General features: G+C 72.0%; 13 protein-coding genes. 3 read left to right on the top strand and 10 right to left on the bottom strand.

The genetic code is table 11. From position 1 onward, the window contains the following. Positions 1–264 precede the first annotated feature (264 nt). Together ACFZDA_RS00290 and ACFZDA_RS00285 are read right to left on the bottom strand one after the other, a co-directional pair. Entirely contained in the window at positions 265–2,373 is a 2,109-nt protein-coding gene (locus tag ACFZDA_RS00290) for an IucA/IucC family protein (RefSeq protein WP_391072615.1), read from the bottom strand. A 100-nt stretch (positions 2,374–2,473) separates the two neighbouring features. Continuing rightward, positions 2,474–3,883 (bottom strand): diaminobutyrate--2-oxoglutarate transaminase family protein, encoded by a 1,410-nt coding sequence (locus ACFZDA_RS00285; RefSeq protein ID WP_391074515.1) that lies wholly within the window; start codon positions 3,881–3,883, stop codon positions 2,474–2,476. Between the two features lie 341 nt (positions 3,884–4,224). On the opposite strand from ACFZDA_RS00285, the gene ACFZDA_RS00280 reads away from it, so the two are divergent. Further along, on the top strand, positions 4,225–5,448 hold the full coding sequence (locus ACFZDA_RS00280) for a trypsin-like serine peptidase (RefSeq protein ID WP_391072611.1): 1,224 nt from the start codon (positions 4,225–4,227) through the stop codon (positions 5,446–5,448). A 283-nt stretch (positions 5,449–5,731) separates the two neighbouring features. Further along, on the top strand, positions 5,732–6,934 hold the full coding sequence (locus ACFZDA_RS00275; protein ID WP_391072608.1) for a trypsin-like serine peptidase: 1,203 nt from the start codon (positions 5,732–5,734) through the stop codon (positions 6,932–6,934). A gap of 88 nt (positions 6,935–7,022) precedes the next feature. Here the strand turns inward: ACFZDA_RS00275 and hflX are convergent, their stop codons facing one another. The 6 genes from hflX to miaA form a co-directional block, all read right to left on the bottom strand. Further along, positions 7,023–8,516, bottom strand: a complete 1,494-nt coding sequence (hflX, locus tag ACFZDA_RS00270) for a GTPase HflX (RefSeq protein WP_391072605.1) — start codon at positions 8,514–8,516, stop codon at positions 7,023–7,025. 156 nt (positions 8,517–8,672) lie between these two features. Next, the gene (locus ACFZDA_RS00265) at positions 8,673–10,205 is read right to left on the bottom strand and encodes a M1 family aminopeptidase (RefSeq protein ID WP_391072602.1); all 1,533 of its coding nucleotides are present in this window, start codon (positions 10,203–10,205) and stop codon (positions 8,673–8,675) included. 574 nt (positions 10,206–10,779) lie between these two features. Continuing rightward, a complete protein-coding gene (locus tag ACFZDA_RS00260) occupies positions 10,780–12,972 on the bottom strand; it encodes an HD domain-containing protein (protein ID WP_391072600.1) in 2,193 nt (730 codons plus the stop codon). A gap of 320 nt (positions 12,973–13,292) precedes the next feature. Next, positions 13,293–14,165, bottom strand: coding sequence for a diaminopimelate epimerase (gene dapF, locus ACFZDA_RS00255; RefSeq protein WP_391072597.1), 873 nt, complete (start codon positions 14,163–14,165; stop codon positions 13,293–13,295). A 153-nt stretch (positions 14,166–14,318) separates the two neighbouring features. Continuing rightward, a complete protein-coding gene (locus ACFZDA_RS00250; RefSeq protein WP_391074512.1) occupies positions 14,319–14,885 on the bottom strand; it encodes a hypothetical protein in 567 nt (188 codons plus the stop codon). Between the two features lie 108 nt (positions 14,886–14,993). Beyond that, a complete protein-coding gene (miaA, locus tag ACFZDA_RS00245; protein ID WP_391072594.1) occupies positions 14,994–15,932 on the bottom strand; it encodes a tRNA (adenosine(37)-N6)-dimethylallyltransferase MiaA in 939 nt (312 codons plus the stop codon). Positions 15,933–16,413: 481 nt separating this feature from the next. Here miaA and ACFZDA_RS00240 point away from each other — a divergent pair, with 481 nt between their 5' ends. After that, the gene (locus tag ACFZDA_RS00240; protein ID WP_391072591.1) at positions 16,414–16,761 is read left to right on the top strand and encodes an Rv0909 family putative TA system antitoxin; all 348 of its coding nucleotides are present in this window, start codon (positions 16,414–16,416) and stop codon (positions 16,759–16,761) included. A 106-nt stretch (positions 16,762–16,867) separates the two neighbouring features. Here the strand turns inward: ACFZDA_RS00240 and ACFZDA_RS00235 are convergent, their stop codons facing one another. Then, entirely contained in the window at positions 16,868–17,581 is a 714-nt protein-coding gene (locus ACFZDA_RS00235) for a class III extradiol dioxygenase subunit B-like domain-containing protein (protein ID WP_391072589.1), read from the bottom strand. 320 nt (positions 17,582–17,901) lie between these two features. Beyond that, a complete protein-coding gene (miaB, locus tag ACFZDA_RS00230; RefSeq protein WP_391072586.1) occupies positions 17,902–19,434 on the bottom strand; it encodes a tRNA (N6-isopentenyl adenosine(37)-C2)-methylthiotransferase MiaB in 1,533 nt (510 codons plus the stop codon). Positions 19,435–19,533: the final 99 nt, after the last annotated feature.

Genomic DNA, 19,533 nt, shown 5'->3' with positions numbered 1-19,533 from the left:
GTCCGTACCGGGATCCGTACCGGGGTCCGCGTCGGCTCCCGTGCTGGAGTCGCCCCGGCAAAGGGCGTCGGTACCGGCGTCGAAACGGGCGTCGGAGCCGGCACAGGCATTGACTACGGCCGTCGCTGGGACATCGGCACCGGCACCGGCACCGGCATGGGCGGTCGGGTCGGCGGAAGGCACCAAACGCTCCTCTCAGGAAAGGGGTGAGGCATGTCCTCAGGGACGAAGGAGGTCGGTTGTGTTCAGGGACGGTCAGGATGATCAGCGGTGCAGGGGGTTGGCGATGGTGACGTAGACCGACTGGGTGTCGACCGGTCCGACGAGTTCGTCGAGGCCGTGAAGCCGGGTCAGCAGGTTGGCCTTGCAGCGGAGCACGGGTGAGTCGAGCAGCCGGGCCGGCAACGAGGAGCGCAGCCTGGCCGGGCCGACGGCGACGTTTCCGAGGAAACGGCGGAAGGCGGCGAGCAGCAGCCGCTCGTCGGCCAGCGCTTGGGAGCCGAAGGCACCGATGAGGCCGAGGACGTTGTTGACCGCCAGGTAGTAGACGAAGCGCTCGTCGGTGACCTCGTCGCAGACGAACGTGTCACTCCGCTCACCGACGCCGGGCAGCCGGGCGTCGAGGTCCGCACGCCGGGACTCGCGGAAGTAGTAGCCCTGGTTGTCTCGGTAGCGGCCACCCGCGGGCCATCCGTCGGGATCCAGCAGGAGCAGGGTGTTCTGCTGGTGAGCCTCCAGGGCGATGCCGGCCTCACCGTCCAGCCAGAGGACGGGACGCACGACGTGGTGGAGGTAGCGCAGGAACCACTCGACGGCGACGGCTCCGCAGGGCCGCCCGGTCCGGCGGGCGAGACGCGTGACGACTTCGGCCAGCCGGGATCGCAGGACCGGGCCGTGGGTCTCCAGGCGGCCGGGAGTCGTTCCCGGCCGTGCAGGGAAGCTCGGGCGCGGCGAGACGAATCCGGCAACGCAGGAGACATCGTCCGAGGGGCTGAACGGGTTGTGGCGGATCACCACGTCCAGCCCGGTCAACGGGGCGCCACCGGAACCTCCGGTGCCATCGGAACTCTCGTACCCATCAGAGCCAACGGACCCGGCGGACCCGGCGGACCCATCAACAGCGATCCACGCCGGGTCGCGAACGATGTCGAAGCACGGGTGAACGGCCCGCCATTGCTGCGCCAGTCCGCTGCGGAGCAGTCGGTGGACCTCGACGCCGCGGTGGAGTTCCTTACGGAGGTTCTCGCGACGGGAGTTGGTGATGCGCAGGCCCAGCGACAGCTTGAGCATCGCGGGGGCACCGGACCGGTAGACGGTTCGTACGGAGGAGGTGGGGTGCCACGGAGTGCCGTGGGTGCCGAGGTCGCGGAGCAGTCCGCTGTCGAGCAGGGCGGCGATCTCCGGGCGGTGCCGGACCTCGCGTGCCTGCCAGGGATGGATGGGTAGGAGGGCGTACCCGTCCGGCAGAGGCAGGTCTGTCCCGGCCAGGCGTGCGGTGAGTCGGGCGGCGGCGAGAGGACGGCCGCGTTCGGTCCAGGCGGAGTCGGTGGCGAGGACGGAGGGGGCGACAGCCAGCCAGTGCAGGGGGAAGGATCCGCGCGACTCGGGCGAGTACAGCCGTGCTTCAGCCTCGGAGAGACCCTCGCGGCTCTTGGGGGTCGGGTGCAGGGGGTGTCCGAGGACGAGTGACTGTTCCGCGGTGAGGAAGAGGTCGGGGCCGTCGACCGGAGGTTCACGACGGCCGCTGAGGAAGGAGGTGACACGGCGGAGGGAGTCGGCGACACCCGCGACGAGTTCGACGCCGTCGACGCCACGACGGTCACTACCGCGGCCATGACCATGGTCGCTGCCCTGGCCCTGGGCGTAGCCCTGGCCGTCTGCGGGCGATTCCCTGGAGAGCAGGGCCGCGACTGTGACGGCGTCGGCCGGTGGGGCGTGGTCGGGGGCGTCAGCCAGGCGCGGGAGACCGAAGCGGTGGCAGCCCGTAGGGGACCAGTAGCGGACGGGGACGACCAGGGCTGTGCCGCTCGCGGGCAGGGGGATCCGGAGAACCCCGTCCGCGGGGGCGGGCTGGTCGGTCTCGCGCACCCAGCAGCGCACCAGCGTCTCCACGGCTGCTGCCTGGGCGACGCTGTGCGGGTCGGGGTGCTCCAAGAGGTCAGTGACGTCCCCCGTCTTGCCGTCCGGCACCGCACCGCTCCGCACCTCCCCGGGCTGCGCCACCCCTGCCCCCTGGCACGGGACCGCGGAGACCACCGAGTTCGCCAGGTTCACCGAGTCGGCGGGGCTGCCCGGCACCCCCACCCCCCGGACGTCAGCAGAACCTCGCCCCGGCGTCGTGGTGTGGTCGTCGGGCTTGGGGATGGCGTTCAAGGCAGGTACCTCGTTGGGTGGTTCCGAGACAGCGGAGTTGAAGGCTCACGGCATGGGCGCTCACGGCACGCGCGCTCACGGCATCGAGGCTGACGGCGGTCTACGGCGCCGCTGCCGTGCCCCCGCCGCACCGGGCCGCCGCCCGGACAGCGTCGGCCAGGCGGTCCTGGACGGCGGCCGCCTGTTCGTCGGTGATCGTCAGGGGCGGCAGCAGCCGGACGACGCCGGCGTGCCGGCCGCCCAGTCCGACGATGAGGCCACGTCGCAGGCACTCCCGCTGGACCTCGGCCGCCAGCTGGGGGGCAGCGGGAAGGGGCTTCCCCGCCGCTCCCACCGCCTGCCCGACTTCCCTCGTCGCGCCCTCCGGGTCCACGAACTCAACCCCGATCATCAGCCCCCGCCCCCGCACCTCCCCCACGCACGGAAAGTCCCCGGCCAGCCCCTGGAGTTGACTCAGCATGCGTGCCCCGACCGTCGCCGCGCGTTCGGCGAGGTGGTTTTCCCGGACGTGGGTGAGCGTCGCCGTGCCGGCGGCCATGGCGAGTTGGTTGCCTGGGAAGGTGCCGACAGCGGCGCCGGGTTCCGGGACGTCGAGGTCGTCTCGATGGACCACGACGGCCAGCGGCAGGCTGCCTCCGATGGCCTGGGAGAGGACCATCACATCGGGGGTCACTCCGCTGTGCTCCACGGCCCAGAAGGCGCCGGTCCGCCCGACACCCGTCTGGATCTCGTCGGCGATCAAGGGGACGGACCGTTCGGCGGTGAGCTGCCGCATGCGCCGCAGCCAGGCGTCCGGTGCGGGGATCACCCCGCCCTCGCCCTGGACGGGCTCGACGATCATCCCGGCGGGGAGCGAAGCTCCCGACCCGGGGTCGTCGAGGACGGATTCGGTCCAGCGAGCGGCGAGGTCGGCCCCGCGCTCGCCCCCGACGCCGAACGGGCAGCGGTAGTCCTGCGGGGAGGGCAGGCGGGTGACGCGGACGTCGTGCGCGGCGGCGGAGGCGTCGAATGCCCCGGCCGTCCTTCCGTGGGAGGCGCCGGTGAACGCGATGAGGCCGGTTCGTCCGGTCGCCGCGCGCACCAGTGCGCAGGCGGTCTCCATGGCGTCGCTGCCGGTGGGTCCGCAGAAGAGCACGCGGGCTCGGTCGGCGAGTCCTGGGGGCAGGGTGCGCAACAGCTCGGCGATGAAGGCGTCCTTGACGGGCGTGGCCAGGTCGAGGGCGTTCAGGGGCGTGCCGGAGTCGAGGACCTTGCGGATGGCTTCCAGGACGACCGGGTGGTTGTGCCCGAGGGCGAGCGCGCCGGCGCCGGAGAGGCAGTCCAGATAGCGGCGGCCGTCCGCGCCCTCGATGGTCAGTCCCCGCGCCCGCACCGGCACGATCGGCAGGGCACGGGCGTAGGTGCGGGCCGCGGGCTCGCGCGCCGCCTGGCGGCGCAGGATCCCTTCGTGTACGGCGCGCGCTCCCGCTGCCGGACCGTCGACGGCACTGGGGAGGGCCCTCACCGGCATACGCCCCACAGCGGCCTCCTCGGACGCACATCCCCCATGGGTGGATTCCGCCACGACTTCCCTGACCTCCCACTGGGCACGGGCACGGAGGACCGCACACGGACAGCGGACCCCCCACCGCTACCAACCCCGGTCCGCTCACCGGGTTACGGGTTGTCTCAAGATCCTTTCCGTGACGGAACTGTTGCGGTTCCGTCAGGCCGCCCCCACAGCCACCGCATAGTGTGTGGTGCCGTTCCAGGACACCGTGAACTCGGCCTGAACGCCTCGTGAGTCGGCGGAAACCAGAGCCTCAAGTACCGGTTCGTCCATGTTCGTTACACATCAGGGGGAGTCACATCATGCGATCCACACGGCCGTCGTCCACCACCAGCCGAGGGGGCGGGGCGCGCCGCGGGAACTCCCCCGTGCTGGCCGCCGTGGCCCTCGCCTCGGCGCTCGCGCTGACCGCCACCGCGTGTGAGTCGGGCGACGCCGCGGCGGGCGGTGAGGCATCCGCGTCGGCCGGCGCCTCCGACGACGGCAAGCTGCGGATCCCGGACGACATCAGGGACCGTCTCCGCGAGCACGGGATCGACATCGACAAGTGGAAGAACGGCGCCTGGAAGAACTGGGACCGGGACGACTGGCTGCGCGAGGCCAACGAGTACATCAACCCGATCATCGAGGGGCTCTGGGACCCGGACCGCATGCGGGACGCCGAGGAGCCCGACCAGGGCGTGGACGACAGCGACCTCTCCGGCGACCAGGGCGTGACCGATCCCACGCCCGACCCGGTCGAGGCGCAGGCCGTGCCGCCGTCGTACCACGCCAACGCGCCCACGGCCGGGAAGGTGTTCTTCGACTCCCCCAAGGGATCGGCCGTCTGCTCGGCGACGGTGGTGAAGGACCCGGCCCACCCGGGCAAGTCCAACCTCGTGTGGACGGCGGGCCACTGCGTGCACGCGGGCAAGAAGGGCGGCTGGTACCGCAACATCGCGTTCGTACCGTCGTACAACGACGACGGCAAGCCGGTCGCCGAACTGGAGAACGCCACCAGGCAGGACGTCGCTCCCTATGGCGTCTGGTGGGGAGACTGGGCGCAGACCTCGGACCAGTGGATCGAGCAGGGCGGCTCGACGGGCGGGGACGGCGCGCCCTACGACTTCGCGGTCATCCATGTGACGCCGGAGAAGGGCAGCGGCGGCAAGTCGCTGGAGGAGACGGTCGGTTCGGCGCTGCCGGTCGACTTCAAGGCTCCCGCCGTACCCAAGGTGAAGAGTGTCACGGCGATCGGCTACCCGGCCGCGCCGCCGTACGACGGGCAGAAGCTGTACCGGTGCCAGGACCAGCCGGGCCGGCTGTCGCTCACCGCGTCGGATCCGACGATGTACCGCATCGGCTGCACGATGACCGGCGGTTCGTCCGGCGGAGGCTGGGTCGCGACGGGCTCGGACGGCAAGCCGGCGCTGGTCTCCAACACCTCGATCGGCCCGGTGACGGCGGGCTGGCTGGCCGGTCCGCGCCTGGGTGAGGTGGCCAAGGGCGTGTACGACTCGGTCAGCGGGAAGTTCGCGGGCCGCTGACCGGCAGGCCGATCACCATCGGCGGTGGGGTGGGACGCCTGGTACTCCGGCAACGCCCCTGGGACACCGGCAACACACCTGGCGCAACGGCAACACACCTGGCGCACCGGCAACGCACCAGGCGCAACGGCCCGTGGGCTCACGGAAACCTTCACCGCCCCACCCCGGTACACCCTCAACTCCACGGGCATAGTGGGGTTTCGCGTCGGCGGCGCCGACGCCCATACCCATGACACGCACACACAGCACCACACTGTCACGCACCAACGGGGGTCATCGCACCATGCGTTCCACACGTACGCCCGCGGCACCGAGGCGCGGGCGGCGCACCGTTCTCGCCGCCACCGGGCTCGTCGCCGCCCTGGCGCTCACCGTCACCGCCTGTGAGGGTTCGGCGGACTCGGCGAGCGACAAGCCCGACGCCACCACGTCGCAGGCCGCGGACGGCGGCGGCAAGGTCACGGTCCCGGCCGACCTCGCCGGCAAGCTCAAGGAGCACGGGATCGACGTCGACCGGTGGAAGGACGGCGGCTGGAAGGACTGGGACAAGGACAAGTGGCTCAGTGAGGCCGAGGACTTCGTCAACCCGGTGATCGAGGGCCTGTGGAAGCCGGAGCGGATGCAGTCCGCGAAGGAGGCCGACAAGACGGTCACGACGAAGGACGCGTCGGCCGGCCAGGGTGTCAGCGACCCGGATCCGGCGCCGGTCCAGGCGCAGGCCGAGAAGACGCCGTACCACAGCAACGCCGCACCGGTCGGCAAGGTCTTCTTCGACTCCCCCGAGGGCCCGGCCGTCTGCTCCGGCACGGTGGTCAAGGACGTCAACCACCCGGGCAAGTCCAACCTGGTGTGGACGGCGGGCCACTGCGTGCACGCCGGCGGCAACGGCGGCTGGTACCGCAACCTCATGTTCGTCCCGGCCTACAACGACCTCGGCAAGTCCGAGGCGGAGCTGAGCAACGCGGACCCGACCGAGGTGGCCCCGTACGGCAACTGGTGGGCGGACTGGGCCTCGACCTCGAACCAGTGGATCCAGGGCGGTTCGGAGACGGGCGGTGACGGAGCGGCTTACGACTACGCCGTGCTGCACGTGAAGCCCGAGCAGGGTGCCAAGTCCCTGGAGGAGACGGTCGGTGCCGCGCTGGACGTGGACTTCTCCGCCCCCTCCGCGGCCGAGGCCGCCAAGATGGGCGCCTGGGGCTACCCGGCGGCGCCACCCTACAACGGGCTGAAGATGTTCAAGTGCGTCGACGTCCCGGGCCGGTTCTCGCTCAGCGCGAGCCTGCCGACGATGTACCGCATCGGCTGCTCCATGACCGGCGGTTCGTCCGGCGGCGGCTGGTTCCGGGTGCTGCACGGCAAGTCCGTCCTGGTCTCCAACACCTCGATCGGCCCGGCCGACAACAGCTGGCTGGCCGGCCCGCAGCTGGGCCGCGACGCCGAGGCGCTCTACCAGAACATGAGCAAGACGTACGGCGGTCGCTGACCGGGCAAGCATGCTGAAGGCCCGCCCCCTGCGGACAGGGGGCGGGCCTTTTCGCATCAGGGCAGGAGCGCCGGAGCGCCCGAGCCCGTCAGAGCGCCGGTGCCGGGACGTACGGCGCGAGCTCCGCCGCCAGTTCCTCGTGCACCCGCACCTTGAGCAGGGTGCCCTCCGGGGTGTGCTCCTTGGAGAGGATCTCGCCCTCGTCGTAGGCACGGGCGACCAGCTTGCCGTGCGTGTACGGCACGAGCACCTCGATCTCGACCGACGGACGCGGCAGCTCGTTGTCGATGAGCGCGAGCAGCTGGTCGATGCCCCGGCCGGTGCGGGCCGAGACGGCCAGGGACCGCTTCTCGACGCGCAGCAGCCGCTGGAGCGTCAGCGGGTCGGCCGCGTCGGCCTTGTTGATCACGACGATCTCGGGTACGTCGGTGGCGCCGACGTCCCTGATCACCTCGCGCACGGCGGCCAGCTGCTCCTCCGGATTCGGGTGCGAACCGTCGACCACGTGCAGGATCAGGTCGGACTCGCCGACCTCCTCCATCGTGGAGCGGAACGCCTCGACCAGGTGGTGGGGCAGATGGCGCACGAACCCGACCGTGTCGGCCAGCGTGTACAGCCGGCCGCTCGGGGTCTCGGCCCGGCGCACGGTCGGGTCGAGGGTCGCGAACAGGGCGTTCTCGACCAGCACGCCCGCGCCTGTGAGGCGGTTGAGCAGCGAGGACTTGCCGGCGTTGGTGTAGCCCGCGATGGCGACCGAGGGCACCTTGTGGCGCTTGCGCTCCTGGCGCTTGATCTCGCGGCCGGTCTTCATGTCCGCGATCTCCCGGCGCATCTTCGCCATCTTCTCGCGGATCCGACGCCGGTCCGTCTCGATCTTGGTCTCACCGGGACCACGGGTGGCGAGGCCGCCGCCCTTGCCGCCGCCCATCTGCCGGGACAGCGACTGACCCCAGCCGCGCAGCCTCGGCAGCATGTACTGCATCTGCGCGAGCGCGACCTGCGCCTTGCCCTCTCGGGACTTGGCGTGCTGGGCGAAGATGTCCAGGATCAGGGCGGTCCGGTCGATGACCTTGACCTTGACGACGTCCTCGAGATGGATCAGCTGGCCCGGACTGAGCTCACCGTCGCAGATGACGGTGTCCGCGCCCGATTCGAGGACGATGTCACGCAGCTCCTCGGCCTTGCCGGAGCCGATGTAGGTGGCCGCGTCGGGCTTGTCGCGGCGCTGGATCACACCGTCGAGCACCAGCGCACCGGCCGTTTCCGCGAGGGCGGCGAGCTCCGCGAGGGAGTTCTCCGCGTCCTGCGCGGTTCCCGTGGTCCAGACGCCGACGAGCACGACCCGCTCCAGGCGGAGCTGGCGGTACTCGACCTCGGTGACGTCCTCGAGCTCGGTGGAGAGGCCCACCACACGGCGCAGGGCCGCGCGGTCGGAGCGGTCGAACTGGTCGCCGTCCCGCTCTCCGTCGATCTCGTGGCTCCAGGCGACGTCCTCTTCCATCAGGGCATCGGCCCGAAGACCCTCGGGGTGGCTGTGCGCGAAGCGCTGGGTGTCCTGGGAAGGGGAAGAAGAGGAGGTCATTGGATCCTTACGTAGCTGGGAAACCGTTTGCGGCGGCGGAGCGCTGCGAGCTTTCCGTCACCGGGCATAACGCGCGAGCATGCCGGGAGATTCCCGGCGCTCCGTGCCGCGCCGACCTGAAGATAGTCGCACGGCACGGGGCGTCTCGTCACCGTGTTATCGAGCGGCCGGTTTGGCGGGCACGGCGGACTTCGCGGGTGCGGCGGCCTCGGCCGGCGCGGTCGGCTTCCAGTCCGGGTGCCCCGGCATCGGCGGGGTCTTCTCCCCGTACAGCCAGCCCTGGAAGAAGCCGTCCAGGTCGCGCCCGGAGATCTCGGCGGCGAGCCGGACGAAGTCCTCCGTCGTGACGGTGTCGTCCCGGTACCGGCCGGCCCAGGCGCGTTCCAGGCGTTCGAAGGCCGGGCGCCCGATCTCCTCGCGCAGTGCGTACAGCACGAGCGCGGCGCCGTCGTAGACGTTGGGCCGGAAGATGCTGGTCTTGCTGCCCGGCTCGGGGGCCTTGGGGGCGGCGGGTGGCCCGCCCGCGGCACGCCAGCGGTCGGAGGCTCCGTACGCGGCCTTCATACGGTCCCGCATCGGCCTGTCGGACTGTTCCTCTGCGTACAGCGCCTCGTACCAGGTGGCGTGTCCCTCGTTGAGCCACAGGTCGGACCAGGTGCGAGGGCCGACGCTGTTGCCGAACCACTGGTGGGCCAGCTCGTGGACCATGACCGACTCGACGTACCAGGCGGGGTAGACGGACTCGGTGAACAGCTCCCGCTCGAAGAGGGAGAGCGTCTGGGTCTCCAGTTCGAAGCCGGTGGAGACGTCGGCCATGAGCAGGCCGTACGTCTCGAAGGGGTAGCGGCCGACCTTGCTCTCCATCCAGGCGATCTGCCCCGGGGTCTTCTCCAGCCAGGGTTCGAGGGCCTCGCGGTACTTGACCGGGACGACGTCCCGTACGGGGAGCCGGTGGGGGCCGGTGCGGTGCAGCACGGTGGAGCGGCCGATGGAGACCTGGGCGAGCTCGGTGGCCATGGGGTGCCGGGTGCGGTACGTCCAGGTGGTCGACCCGCCGGATCTGTTCACCCCGGCGGGCAGCCCGTTGGCGACGGCCGTGTGACCGTCGGGTGCGGTGACCCGGATGGTGAACATCGCCTTGTCGGAGGGGTGGTCGTTGCAGGGGAACACCAGGTGGGCGGCGTCGGCCTGGTTGGCCATGGCCAGGCCGTCCGCGGTGCGCACCCAGCCGCCCTCGCGGCCCTCGGCGGGCTCGGGGTCACTGGTGTGCCACACGGTGATCCGCATCCAGTTGCCGTCCGGCACGGAGTCCTCGGGCGTGATCACCAGGTCCTCACCGGCGGTGCTGAAGGTGGCGGGCTCGCCGTCGACCTCGACCGAGTCGACGGTGCCGTGGGCGAAGTCCAGGTTGACGCGGTCCAGGTCGGCGGTGGTCCAGGCGTCGATGGTGGTCACGGCCCGCAGCGGCTCGCTGTTGCTGCCGGGATAGGTGAAGGAGAGGTCGTACGACGCGACGTCGTAGCCGGGGTTGCCCAGGTACGGGAAGAGGCGGTCGCCGACACCGAGGGGGACGGCGGGGGCGCTCGCGGCGACGAGGCAGACGGAGACGACGGAGGCGAGCAGCGCCGCGGACGTCCGCCTACGGCGGGCGCGGGTACGGGGGTGGGCGCGGTGGGGGGTGAGGCGCATGCCTCACGGCTATCAGCGCGCGGGTGCGCGACGCGGACGACGCGCGTCCGGCCCACCCGAACCGGGGACCGGGGCCTGCGCCGGGTGCCCGCCGCGCGTCGGATGTCCGGCGCCGTGGCGAGCTCGGCCGCCCCGTAATCCGGTGGCCGACGCCCGTGCAGGCTGCGGCCCCGTATCCGGCCGCCGACGCCCCGTCGGGCAGGCGACCCGAATCCGGTCGCCGACACCCAGGCAGGCAGCCGACCCGAATCCGGTCGCCGGCCCTCCCCCCGTCGGGCCGCCGACCGGTGCCCGGGCACCGGCCCTGGCGGGGTCAGCCACCCCGCATCCGGGAGCCGGCGCCCACGCGGGCGGCCGACCCGTACGCGGTGACCGGCGCCCAGGCGGACTGCCGGCCCATACCCGGCCGACGCCCACGCGGACTGCCGACCCGGTCCGGGGGCCGGCGCCCTGGGGGGGGCTCAGCCGCGCTGTATCCGGTGGCCGGAGTCCACGCGGGCTGCCAGGCCATGCTCAAGGGGCCGACTCCCACGCGGACTGCCGACCCGGTCCGGGAGTCGGCGGCCTGGCGGGCTCAGCTGCCCTGTGTCTGTGGTTGGGCCCTGCTGACGTCGTAGACGCCGGCCACGTTGCGCATCGCGCGCATGAGGGCGGGCAGGTGGGCCGCGTCCGGCAGCTGCACGGTGTACGTGTGGCGGACCTGCTGCTGGGTCGGGGGTTCGACCGTCGCGGAGACGATCTCGGCGCCTTCGATGGCCATGGCCTCCGTGAGATCCGCGAGCAGATGGGGACGGACGAACGATTCCGCGACCAGAGTGACCCGGCACTCGGTGGCCTCACCCCAGCGCACACCGACCTCCGCGCGCCCCGCGTCCTTCATACGCGCCACCGCGGCGCACTCGACGCGGTGCACGGTGACCGCTCCCCCGCGTACGGCGAAGCCGGTGATCTCGTCCGGCCGTACGGGCGTACAGCAGCCGGCGAGCCGGACGGTCGCGCCTGGCCGGTCGGTGAGGACGTTTCCGGTGGCAGGGCGTACCCCCGCCTGCTCGGAGGCCGGATCGGACGCCTCCGTGGTCGCGGGCCGGACAGCCGCCGCACGCTCTTCGCCCTGCCGGTCCCGGTCCCCCCGGGCCCCGGTCTGCTGGGCCTCGGCCTGGGCCGGGTGGGCGGCCAGCCACCGCTGGATGGCGATCCGGGCCGCGGGCGTGTGCGCGTGCTCCAGCCACTCCCGGGACGGCTCGGACGCCGGGTCCTGGCCCATCAGGAGCTGGACGGTGTCGCCGTCCTTCAGGACGGTGCTCAGCGTCGCCAGACGGCCGTTGACGCGGGCGCCGATGCACGCGTGCGCGTCCTCGCCGTACTGCGCGTACGCGGCGTCCACACAGCTCGCCCCCTCGGGCAGGCCGAGCGTGCCGCCGTCGGGCCGGAAGACCGTGATCTCGCGGTCCTGGGCGAGGTCCTCGCGCAGGGTCGACCAGAAGTGGTCCGGGTCGGGCGCCGCCTCCTGCCAGTCGAGGAGCCGGGAGAGCCAGCCGGGGCGGGTGGGGTCGACGCGCTCGCCGTCGGCCGGGTCGTCGGGGGCCGGTGCGTACGGGTTGCCGAGCGCGACGACGCCGGCCTCGGCGACCTTGTGCATCTGGTGCGTGCGGATGAGGACTTCGACGACCTGGCCGTCCTCACGGGCGACGGCCGTGTGCAGCGACTGGTACAGGTTGAACTTCGGTACGGCGATGAAGTCCTTGAACTCCGAGACGACCGGCGTCAGGCAGGTGTGGAGTTCGCCCAGGACGCCGTAGCAGTCGGCGTCCTCGTTGACCAGCACCAGCAGGCGGCCGAAGTCGGAGCCGCGGAGCCGGCCGCGTTTACGGGAGACCCGGTGTACGGAGACGAAGTGGCGGGGCCGGATGAGGACGTCGGCCGGGATGTCCGCCTCGCGCAGCACCGTGCGCACCTCGTCGGCGACCTCGGCGAGCGGGTCGTCCGTGCGGGCGGCGTTGCGGACGATCAACTCCCTGGTGTGCGCGTACTCCTCGGGGCGCAGGATCGCGAAGACGAGGTCTTCCAGTTCGGTCTTGAGCGCCTGGACGCCGAGCCGTTCGGCGAGTGGGATGAGCACGTCACGCGTCACCTTCGCGATGCGCTCCTGCTTCTCGGGGCGCATGACGCCGAGGGTGCGCATGTTGTGCAGCCGGTCGGCGAGTTTGATCGACATGACGCGGACGTCGTTGCCGGTGGCGACGAGCATCTTGCGGAAGGTCTCGGGCTCGGCGGCGGCGCCGTAGTCGACCTTCTCCAGTTTGGTGACGCCGTCGACGAGGTAGCGGACCTCCTCGCCGAACTGCTCGCCGACCTGTTCGAGCGTCACGTCCGTGTCCTCGACGGTGTCGTGGAGCAGGGACGCGGTCAACGTCGTGGTCTCGGCGCCGAGTTCGGCGAGGATCAGGGTCACGGCGAGCGGGTGCGTGATGTACGGCTCGCCGCTCTTGCGCATCTGGCCGCGGTGTGAGGACTCGGCCAGGACGTAGGCACGGCGCAGGGGTTCGAGGTCCGCGTCGGGATGGTGGGCGCGGTGCGCGTCGACGACGTGGCTGATGGCGTCGGGCAGCCGGTCGCGGGCGGCGGGGCCGAGCAGCGCGGCACGGCCGAGGCGGCGCAGGTCGATCCGGGGGCGGGACTTTCTGCGCGGGGCTGTCGGCGTCACGGGCCCTGACACCGCGCCCGGCATCGGGCCTGGGGTCACGGAATTCGTGGCCTCCGCACTCATGGGCACCTCCGGCTGCGTGGACCGGCGGACGGGGTGCCCCAGGGCGGACACGGCTCAGGGGGTGGCTTCGGTCCCCCGTCCGGGCCGGTGCTTGATGCTACCGAGCCCACCATGCGTGGCTGACCGCCTCTCGCCGAGCGTGAAACTGATCACCCATTCGAGGGATGAATGTGAGGTTTGCACCCTCGTGCATCGCGACCATGACGGTTCCGTTCCCGCCAAGTGGCCGGTTCCATACGGTGTTTTCCGGTTCCTTACGGTGCTTTCGAGTCGCATGGCCGGCCGCGCGCGGCGATGTCCGGCCGGCCGACCGCGACCGCTCACGCGCGCGTGGCGGTCCCCAGCCACTCCGCGTCGATCTCGCCCTCGGCCACGATCACCGCAGGGCCCGTCATCTCGATCTCGCCGTCGGGCCGCTCGGTGATCACCAGGGTTCCGCCGGGCACGTCCACGGTGTACGTCGCCGGGGTGCCGGTGACCGTAGGGTCGGCGCCGTCGCGGCGGGCGGCGGCCACGGCGACCGCGCACGCGCCCGTGCCGCACGAGCGGGTCTCGCCGGCGCCGCGCTCGTGCACGCGCAGCGCGACGTGCCCGGGGCCGCGGTCGACCACGAACTCGACGTTCACGCCGTCCGGATACGCGGCGGCCGGACTGAAGGGCGGCGGCGAGAGCAGGTCACCGGCGTGGGACAGGTCGTCCACGAAGGCGACCGCGTGCGGGTTGCCCATGTTCACGTTCCGCGCGGGCCAGCTGCGCTCGCCGACGCTCACCGTGACGTCGCCCTCGGGGAGCAGCGCCTTGCCCATGCCCACGGTGACATCACCGTCCTTGGCGATGTGCACGGTCTTCACGCCCCCGCGCGTGGCGACGGCGAGGTCCCCTTCGGCGACATGTCCGGCGCGCTGGAGGTAGCGCGCGAACACCCGCACGCCGTTGCCGCACATCTCCGCGATCGAGCCGTCCCCGTTGCGGTAATCCATGAACCACTCCGCCTCGGACGCCATCGCCTTCGCCTCGGGGTGCGCCGCGGATCGCACCACGTGCAGCAGTCCGTCACCGCCGATGCCCGCGCGCCGGTCGCAGAGGACGGCGACGGCGGCCGGGGACAGGTCGAAGGCGTTCTCGGGGTCCGGGACGATCACGAAGTCGTTCTCGGTGCCGTGGCCCTTGAGGAAGGGGATCCGCGTGCTCATTCCTCGATCGTACGGGGCGCTCCGCGGGAAGGGCCGTGCGGATTGGCCACGGGTATGCGACTGCGTCGTGGTGTGCGGGTGCATCGTGGCTGGTCGCGCCCGTGCGGCGGAGCCGCACATCGACACAGCCCCGCGCACCTCATGGGGCGCGCTTCAGCGGAGCCGTGCCACGCGCCAGACCGCCAGTACGACCACTGCTGCCACCATCACCGTGTACGCGAGGACGACCCGCCAGTCCGGTCTGCGGCCCGAGCCCTTGGCGGGCAGGCCAGGCAGGGCGTAGCCCACGCGGCGGGCGGCCATCATGCCCCAGCCGGCCGCGCACGAGCAGATCAGCAGCCCGAGCATGGCGATCACGGCCCCGCTGTCGCCGAAGTCGAAGGCGAGCGGGAACGCGAACATCAGGGAGCCGAGCGCGGCCAGGCTCACGATGGGCGCGAGCTGCCAGATGCGCAGCCTGCGCTGCGGGCGCAGCTCGACCTCGACCTCGCCCGCGAACATCTCCTCGGGCTCGGGGCCGTCGTCCGTCACACCCTGCGTCTCGTCGGGTCCGTCGGAGCTGAGACGGTCCGCCTCCTGCTCCGGTCCGTCCCGGTGCTCCGGTGCGTCCCCGTGTTCCGGGTCATCCGGGCGCCCGGGTTCATCGCGGCGCTCGGCTTCATCCCGGTCGGCGGTGATGTGATCAGTGCCTTGTGCGGTGTCGCGAGGGCCGGCCTCCATCGCCACGCGCCCTCCCAACTAGGACTCAACTCGGTCGATCGAAGCTCGATGATGGCACGCCGCCGAAGGCCCGGATGACGGCCTGGGCGTCCCGATGCCATGACGTGATCAGGCTGTAACCGGTCGTTCGACCAAAGACAGCGCGAGCTGCGGAAGTTCTGTGAGATCGGCCGCAGCCCCACTCAACCAGTGCACTCGGGGATCGCGCCTGAACCATGAATCCTGACGGCGCGCGAAGCGCTTGGTGGCACGTACGGTCTCGGCCCGCGCGTCCTCCAGGGTGCACTCCCCGGCGAGCGCCGCGAGCACCTGCTGGTAGCCGAGCGCGCGAGAGGCGGTACGCCCCTCACGCAACCCTTGCGCCTCCAGTGCGCGCACCTCGTCCACGAGGCCGGCCTCCCACATCCGGTCGACCCGGCGCGCGATGCGCTCGTCCAGCTCGGGCCGGGCCACGTCGACGCCGATCTGGATCGTGTCGTACACGGAGTCGTGGCCGGGGAGGCTGGCGGTGAAGGGCCTGCCGGTGATCTCGATCACCTCAAGGGCCCGGACGACCCGGCGGCCGTTGCTCGGCAGGATCGCCCGCGCGGCCTGCGGGTCGGCGGCGGCCAGCCGGGCGTGCAGCGCGCCCGAGCCGCGCAGCGTGAGTTCCTGCTCCAGGCGGGCGCGGACCTCGGGGTCGGTGCCGGGGAACTCCAGGTTGTCGACGGCCCCGCGCACATACAGCCCGGAGCCGCCCACCAGGATCGGCCAGCGACCCTCGGCGAGCAGGGCCTCGATCCGCTCGCGGGCCAGTCGCTGGTACTCGGCGACGGACGCCGTGACGGTCACGTCCCAGATGTCCAGCAGGTGGTGGGGCACGCCACCGCGCTCTTCGGGCGTCAGCTTGGCGGTGCCGATGTCCATCCCTCGGTAGAGCTGCATGGAGTCGGCGTTGACGACCTCACCGCCGAGACGCTGGGCCAGAAAGACGCCCAGATCGGACTTTCCGGCCGCAGTTGGTCCGACGACGGCGATGACGCGGGGGGCGGGGGGTGCACTGCTCACCGACCCAGTCTCGCAAACCTCGCACCCTGCTCTCGAACGAGTTACGTGACGCCGCGGCTCCGGGTTCGTTGCCCGTTGCGAGGTTCCTGCCGCCGGATCGCAGAGGCGGTGGCCCGGGTCGCGCAAACGGACGCACCGGGCGACACGGGATTTCGCCCGCACGAGTAATGTATGGAGTGAATATGGGCGTTTTGGCACGACTTCTCCGGCGGTCCAAGGCCACGGAGGAGGTGGCGCCTGCCGCCGTGGCTCAGGCCGATCAGGCGGCGGCCGGGGCCGAGGCGGAGGAAACCGCAGGGACAGAGGCGGCGAAGGGGGCTGAGGGGGCAGCGGAAGCGGCCGAGCCGGTGGCTGAGACTGCCGAGGTCACGGAGACCGAAGGCGTCGACATCCCCAGGCAGCAGTCCACCGCCAAGGCGGCCGACAACGAGGCCGGCGAGGGCGTCCGCACCTGACCGCCCCGCGCGAGGGAAGGTGAACCATGGGTCTCCTGGACAATGTGAAGGCCAGACTGGGCCCGGCCAAGGGCAAGGTCTCGGACCTCGCACAGCGGCACGAGGACAAGATCCAGCACGGCCTCGACAAGGCCGCGCAGGTCGTCGACAAGAGGACCAAGGGCAAGTACAGCGACAGGATCCAGTCGGGCACGGGCAAGGCCAAGGGCGCCATGGACCGACTCGCGCACAAGGGCGACGGCGGGCCGGACGCGGGCGGCACGACGCCGCCGCCGGGCCCGGCCCGCACCATGCCGCCGGACACGGGCCGCACGGCACCGCCGGCGGACGCCGAAGGCACCGCGCCGCCGGACACACCACCGCCCACTTCCTGAGCGCACATCGACGCAGCAGGTCCTGACCACACATCGGCACACCGAAGGGCACATCGGCGGACGGCCGCGGAGCACGAGGGCTCCCGGCCGTCCGCCGTTTCCCGCCCTAGGACCAGGTGGCCACGAGGTATCCCACCCCGTACGGCGCGTCCTCGTACAGCAGTGATCCGTCGAGGTCCTCGCCCTCGGCGGCGCCCGCCAGGACCTGCCAGGGCGCCCGGCCGGAGGACTTCAGTTCGCGCGCCAGCCCTGTGTCCAGGGCCATCAGCGCGGCCACGTCCGCCGCGGCGAGTGCGCGCGCGGCCTCCGCGTCGAAGGGTGCCGCCCGTTCGTCCAGATACCCCGGGGCCTTGAGCGTCCGGCAGGCGCTCGCGTCCCCCATCACCAACAGCGCGACCCGCTCGGCCCGTGCGGCGAGATCCCGTCCGATCCGGCCACACCGCTCGGGCTCGAGCCGGTCTCCCACGCCGAGTCCCTCGACGGGGGCGTCGGACCACCCGGTCCGCTCCAGCAGCCAGGCGGCCACGGCCAGCGCGTGCGGCAGCCGTTGGTCCGCGGGCGCGCCGGCGACCCGTCCCAGCCGTACGTCGAGATCGACGCCGAAGCCCCGGAACGAGCCTCGCGTGCCCTCCGGGTAGGTCTCGGGTCCGGCGCTCTCCACCGGCCCGACGACCACGAGCCGACCTGGCCGCGCGGCGGCGAGCACGCCCAGCGCGTCCGTGCAGGCGGCCCGTGCGGCGTCCAGCTCCGGAGCGGCACCCGCGGCGACGTCGGGCACCAGTAGGGGCGGGCAGGGGCAGACAGCGGCGGCGACAAGCATGATCGGCAGGGTAACCCAGCAGCACACACGCCCCGCCCGACCCAGCCCTGGCGGGAGCCCACCCCAGCCCGCGTCGGCCGGAACGGGGCCAGGCGCCGTCGGGTCCGGGCGCAGACCCCCGTCAGATCCGGCCGCGGCCGAGCCCCAGCGCAGTCAGGCCCGGCCACAGTGGGGACCAGCCAAGCCCCCAGTCAGGTCCGGCCGCGGCCGAGCTCAGCCCCAGTCAGCCCCCATCCACAGCGGACCCGGACCCCGCCAGGCGGCCCGGCCGCAGCCAGCCCAGCCCCGCCGGGCCCGGTCACAACACGCCGCAGCCCGGCTCAGTCGCAGCCGCAGCCGCTCGTCGCCGCCGGGAGGGGCTCGGGTACGCCGATCTTCGGCAGGCCCAGGAGGACGCCGGCCGGCTGAGCCGGCTTGCCCGCCTTCTCGGCGTTGCGCTTCTCCCAGGCGTCGCCCGCGCGCGTGCGGCGCACATCCAGCACGGGGCCCTCGGCGAGGAGGTGGTGCGGGGCGGCGTAGGTGATCTCGACCGTGACCACGTCGCCGGGGCGGACCTCCTGGTCCGGCTTGGTGAAGTGGACGAGGCGGTTGTCGGGGGCCCGGCCGGACAGGCGGTGGGTGCTGTCGTCCTTGCGGCCCTCGCCCTCGGCGACCATCAGCTCCAGCGTGCGGCCGACCTGCTTCTTGTTCTCCTCCCAGGAGATCTCCTCCTGGAGGGCGACCAGACGCTCGTAGCGCTCCTGGACGACCTTCTTGGGGATCTGGCCGTCCATCTCCGCGGCCGGGGTGCCCGGGCGCTTGGAGTACTGGAAGGTGAAGGCCTGGGCGAAGCGGGCCTCACGCACCACGTGCAGCGTCTGCTCGAAGTCCTCGTCGGTCTCGCCGGGGAAGCCCACGATGATGTCGGTGCTGATCGCCGCGTGCGGGATGGCGGCGCGGACCTTCTCGATGATCCCCAGGTAGCGCTCCTGGCGGTAGGAGCGGCGCATGGCCTTCAGAACCGTGTCCGAGCCGGACTGGAGCGGCATGTGCAGCTGGGGCATCACGTTCGGCGTCTCGGCCATGGCCGCGATGACATCGTCGGTGAAGTCGCGCGGGTGCGGGGAGGTGAAGCGGACGCGCTCCAGGCCCTCGATCCTGCCGCAGGCGCGCAGCAGCTTGCTGAAGGCCTCGCGGTCGCCGATGTCGGAGCCGTACGCGTTGACGTTCTGCCCGAGCAGCGTGATCTCGCTGACGCCCTCGGCGACCAGGGCCTCGATCTCGGCGAGGATGTCGCCGGGGCGGCGGTCCTTCTCCTTGCCGCGCAGGGCCGGGACGATGCAGAAGGTGCAGGTGTTGTTGCAGCCGACGGAGACGGAGACCCAGGCCGCGTACGCGCTCTCGCGGCGCGTCGGCAGGGTGGACGGGAACGCCTCCAGGGACTCGGCGATCTCGACCTGCGCCTCCTCCCGCACGCGCGCGCGTTCCAGCAGGACGGGCAGCTTGCCGATGTTGTGCGTGCCGAAGACGACGTCCACCCAGGGCGCCTTCTTCACGATGGTGTCGCGGTCCTTCTGCGCGAGGCAGCCGCCGACCGCGATCTGCATGCCCGGGCGGGCGGCCTTCTTCGGCGCGAGGTGGCCGAGGTTGCCGTACAGCTTGTTGTCGGCGTTCTCCCGCACGGCGCAGGTGTTGAAGACGACGACGTCGGCTACGTCGGCGCCCTCGGGGGCGCGGACGTAGCCGGCGTCCTCCAGCAGACCGGCCAATCGCTCGGAGTCGTGGACGTTCATCTGGCACCCGTAGGTTCGGATTGCGTAACTCTTCGTTCCTTGAACGTCCACTGCCGGGCTCCGGTCGCTGCTGCTGGTCATGCGTCAAGGGTAGGCGGTCTCAGGGATGGGCCGTCCTCGCCCGTGGGGGAGGGACCGAACAGCTGCTCCTGGCGGCGGAGGCGGCGACGACACCCCGGC

The sequence above is a fragment of the Streptomyces sp. NPDC007991 genome, assembly GCF_042958445.1.
In the GTDB taxonomy this organism is placed as follows: Bacteria; Actinomycetota; Actinomycetes; order Streptomycetales; family Streptomycetaceae; genus Streptomyces.
This window is presented reverse-complemented; position numbering and strand designations above follow the sequence as displayed.

Excerpts from the sequence above, each read along its gene's own strand:
- ACFZDA_RS00285 (WP_391074515.1), bottom strand. The coding sequence starts at position 3,883 with ATGCCGGTGAGGGCCCTCCCCAGTGCCGTCGACGGTCCGGCAGCGGGA.
- ACFZDA_RS00280 (WP_391072611.1), top strand. The coding sequence starts at position 4,225 with ATGCGATCCACACGGCCGTCGTCCACCACCAGCCGAGGGGGCGGGGCG.
- ACFZDA_RS00275 (WP_391072608.1), top strand. The coding sequence starts at position 5,732 with ATGCGTTCCACACGTACGCCCGCGGCACCGAGGCGCGGGCGGCGCACC.
- hflX (WP_391072605.1), bottom strand. The coding sequence starts at position 8,516 with ATGACCTCCTCTTCTTCCCCTTCCCAGGACACCCAGCGCTTCGCGCAC.
- ACFZDA_RS00265 (WP_391072602.1), bottom strand. The coding sequence starts at position 10,205 with ATGCGCCTCACCCCCCACCGCGCCCACCCCCGTACCCGCGCCCGCCGT.
- ACFZDA_RS00260 (WP_391072600.1), bottom strand. The coding sequence starts at position 12,972 with ATGAGTGCGGAGGCCACGAATTCCGTGACCCCAGGCCCGATGCCGGGC.
- dapF (WP_391072597.1), bottom strand. The coding sequence starts at position 14,165 with ATGAGCACGCGGATCCCCTTCCTCAAGGGCCACGGCACCGAGAACGAC.
- ACFZDA_RS00250 (WP_391074512.1), bottom strand. The coding sequence starts at position 14,885 with ATGGAGGCCGGCCCTCGCGACACCGCACAAGGCACTGATCACATCACC.
- ACFZDA_RS00240 (WP_391072591.1), top strand. The coding sequence starts at position 16,414 with ATGGGTCTCCTGGACAATGTGAAGGCCAGACTGGGCCCGGCCAAGGGC.
- ACFZDA_RS00235 (WP_391072589.1), bottom strand. The coding sequence starts at position 17,581 with ATGCTTGTCGCCGCCGCTGTCTGCCCCTGCCCGCCCCTACTGGTGCCC.
- miaB (WP_391072586.1), bottom strand. The coding sequence starts at position 19,434 with ATGACCAGCAGCAGCGACCGGAGCCCGGCAGTGGACGTTCAAGGAACG.